The following is a 3,017-nucleotide window of genomic DNA, read 5'->3' as shown; positions in this document are numbered from 1 at the left end:
AAAGATTAAAAGGATTTTTAATCTATGAGACTAAGCAATCTGTGTTCATCTGTACAATCCGTGGCAAAAAGATTTAAATTTTTAAAATAAGACATTTAATCTGAGCAATAACTTAATTGCATTCTTTTTTACTTTATTTCTAATTTTTCTAACTTATATAGTGTTTCAAACCCTTTCAAGCTGTCTGAATATTCAATAATTTCGAGTGGATAATATTTTTCTAAAATTTCACTTTCGTCAATTACAGGGTGATAATTACATTTTATTTTATCTGTTACCCATAATGCTCTTGTAGTAGTTAATATGCTTGACATAAAGTCAAAATCAGATTGCGAAGACTCATTAGAGGTGTAAATAACTTTAAAACAGTTATATCCATTTATAGATTTTATTTGATCTTTAAACTCTGTTAGCTTGAGTATCTCATTTTTCTCAATGACGACCTGTTCATCGAATTCATTTGTGACTGTCCCCGAAACTTTATCAATTAAAATTCTGCTATTGATTAATTGACCATCTAGAGTTACTTACTTTATGATTGAATCCTTTTTAAACTCGTGATAAAACTTAAAATCTTGTTTTTCTTCTTCCAATAGAATTGGAAGCATCATTTCAAAATTTTCAGTCATTGTAAGTGATGCTAATTTTAGCTGTGTCGTATCAGTAACTTTTCCATCTGTTAAGCGCTCTAAATAAATTTGCTCTTCAAGTGCTTTTTGCATTTTAGGCATAAATTCTTTCCATGACTTTAAATATAAATCTTTATCTATAATGCGTTCTTCTTTAACAAAAACAATAGTTCCCGATACAGGAACTATTGTTTTGTTTTGAGAAAAGACGCTAGTACTTACTATAAAAAGTAAAATGATCAATTTCGTTTTCATTGCCTTATGTTTTACCATATATTTTTTCTCTTTCGCCGCCTTGAAGCCATTCATTAATAGATAATTCTACAGGCTGAAATTCGATGCCCGTGCAACCGGCATCTTCTATTTCTTGTTTTATGTGTTTTGCATGACTAAAACTACGTCGTCAAAATTGCCATTTTGTAAATCCTTTTTATGAATGCCAAAATAGGCAACAGAATCTCCAAAATAATCAATTTCTATATTTGGATCTCCAAAGTTTATTTGTAAAATAAGGATAAAATTTTCTGCCTCTGATTTAATTAAAAATAATTCTTCAGCAGTATAGGAATCTTTTTCTAATAGTCCTAAATATTTCACAGCCCACCAAAATTCTACTGGCCCTTGTAATGCTCTTGGATATCCTAACAACTGATGTTCCGTTTCACAATTTTCATTGATCAAAATAAGTATTTCCGATTCAATGTCGTGAATAATATCCAATTCTTCTTCTGTCATAATCTCCTTTTCCATTTTACTTTCTTGATATGATGGAAAAGTAAAATATTCAAAAAATGAAATTTGACTTTCTTTAATTATTGGCACTTCTAAAAAATCGGTTCGAATGAACGCTGAACTATTACCCTCTTGTATATAAAAAACTTTAAATTCTCCCTTTTTGTCTGGATATCTATACCCAACGTCTCCAGTAAATATGAAAAAACATAAAAAACCATTGTCAGGTAATATTTTGTTAATACTATTAATTTGACTTAAAGATAATTGTCCCAGAAAAGTCATATGAGAATGTTGAAGTAATGGCCAACTGCCTTCAAAAATAGGAGGAAGTCCTCCTATTTTTGAAAGACCAAATTCTGCCTTATCACTATTTAACTTAATCCCAATTGTTGGAAGTAGAAGTCTTATTATTTTTTCTTCGTCCTTAACTTTTTTATTTATTAAATCAACTATTCTGTCTTTATACATAATCAAAAAACTAAATTATTTAAATGTGTATTTGGGTTATTGATAATAGCTTGTTTAGCCTGGTTAATTATGTTTAAAACCGCCGCATAAGTTTGATTTGGCGTCAAATTAGATGGTATAGCATCCAATTTTGATTCTATCAAATTATTATACTGATTATGATTCGGCTGATTCCGCCAAGTTGCAACTGGAATACCGTTTAACGCTGAATCAATTTGAAATCCTTGACTAATATTTGCTTGAGCTGCCTTTTGCACTGCATTATTTCAATTATTGCAGAACCTCTTGGGATAATATGATGGGCTTGTTTTGTTGCATCCCCAACAGCTATACCCCATATGGCTCTAAATTTCGCACTGCTTGCCACTCTAAAATTAATTAAATTATTTGTACCAACTACTAAAAATTTAAGACCATCTGCACGTTTTGCCATTTTTATTCCAGCTGTATACCATCCAGCAACAGGTATTGCGGATCCATAACTTAATAAGGCGTTGGTATGGTTTCCTTGTATTAAGTAAATCGTACCATTAGTTAAATCCGCGACTTCTCCGATAACAGGAACCAGACCTGCAAGATCTAATATAAATTGTGATGTATCTAGCCATGCTTGCGCAAAAACTTTTCTTTCTTTCCAATTTGGATTTTCGTGTTTCACTATTGCATAATGCGCTGCAAATAATCTAACAAAATTTAATACCATATTCGGATCCATAAAATTTACAGACGAAATACTATCAACATTTTGAAAAAAGTTAGCGTCAAATGGATTTTCGTAATAATTATTTTGCTTGGTAAAAGACATTACTTTTACTAAGTTAACATGTTCGAGAGTTGAATCAAATTCTAGTTGTTCAACAATATCGATAATATTAGTAGCAAAATCAACTGCATCCTCATCATCTCTGTTTTCATAAAAGCAATCTACAACTGTGTTTGCTAGTTCAAATTCCAAATTTTGAATATCAGATTTGACATCATTAATTGCACTTACATTTGCATTAAGCAGGTTATTATTTAAAAACGAATAAAATGCCCAGAGGTTGAGTCTGTTAATACTTATGGAAGTTAAATTAGGATAAAGGGAATTTAACTGAAAATTATGGTAATTAGTGAGTGCTTGTACCATTTTTTGCCTGTTAATTGAACTCAATGTACCGCCATTATTTCTGCAAAAATCCACGA

The 3,017-nt window shown here is 30.6% G+C and carries 5 protein-coding genes; all 5 read right to left on the bottom strand.

All coding sequences use genetic code 11. The annotated features are described in order from the left end of the window. Positions 1-128: 128 nt before the first annotated feature. Positions 129-314, bottom strand: coding sequence for a hypothetical protein (locus ACIQ2X_RS15260; protein ID WP_396179822.1), 186 nt, complete (start codon positions 312-314; stop codon positions 129-131). A 213-nt stretch (positions 315-527) separates the two neighbouring features. After that, positions 528-938, bottom strand: coding sequence for a hypothetical protein (locus ACIQ2X_RS15255; RefSeq protein WP_396179821.1), 411 nt, complete (start codon positions 936-938; stop codon positions 528-530). Positions 939-1,001: 63 nt separating this feature from the next. Next, the gene (locus ACIQ2X_RS15250) at positions 1,002-1,832 is read right to left on the bottom strand and encodes a DUF1963 domain-containing protein (protein WP_396179820.1); all 831 of its coding nucleotides are present in this window, start codon (positions 1,830-1,832) and stop codon (positions 1,002-1,004) included. A 2-nt stretch (positions 1,833-1,834) separates the two neighbouring features. Next, positions 1,835-2,089, bottom strand: coding sequence for an AHH domain-containing protein (locus ACIQ2X_RS15245; RefSeq protein WP_396179819.1), 255 nt, complete (start codon positions 2,087-2,089; stop codon positions 1,835-1,837). Then, positions 2,032-3,017 (bottom strand): hypothetical protein (locus tag ACIQ2X_RS15240; RefSeq protein ID WP_396179818.1); only part of this gene is annotated, 986 nt, incomplete at its 5' end. The genes ACIQ2X_RS15240 and ACIQ2X_RS15245, both read right to left, overlap by 58 nt.

This window comes from Flavobacterium sp., assembly GCF_044368625.1.
Lineage (GTDB): Bacteria > Bacteroidota > Bacteroidia > Flavobacteriales > Flavobacteriaceae > Flavobacterium.
Note: the sequence above shows the minus strand (reverse complement) of the source record. Positions and strands in the feature narration are given on the sequence as shown.

Bases quoted from the DNA above. Each gene is read 5' to 3' on its own strand.
- ACIQ2X_RS15260 (WP_396179822.1), bottom strand. From the start codon at position 314: ATGTCAAGCATATTAACTACTACAAGAGCATTATGGGTAACAGATAAA.
- ACIQ2X_RS15255 (WP_396179821.1), bottom strand. From the start codon at position 938: ATGAATGGCTTCAAGGCGGCGAAAGAGAAAAAATATATGGTAAAACAT.
- ACIQ2X_RS15250 (WP_396179820.1), bottom strand. From the start codon at position 1,832: ATGTATAAAGACAGAATAGTTGATTTAATAAATAAAAAAGTTAAGGAC.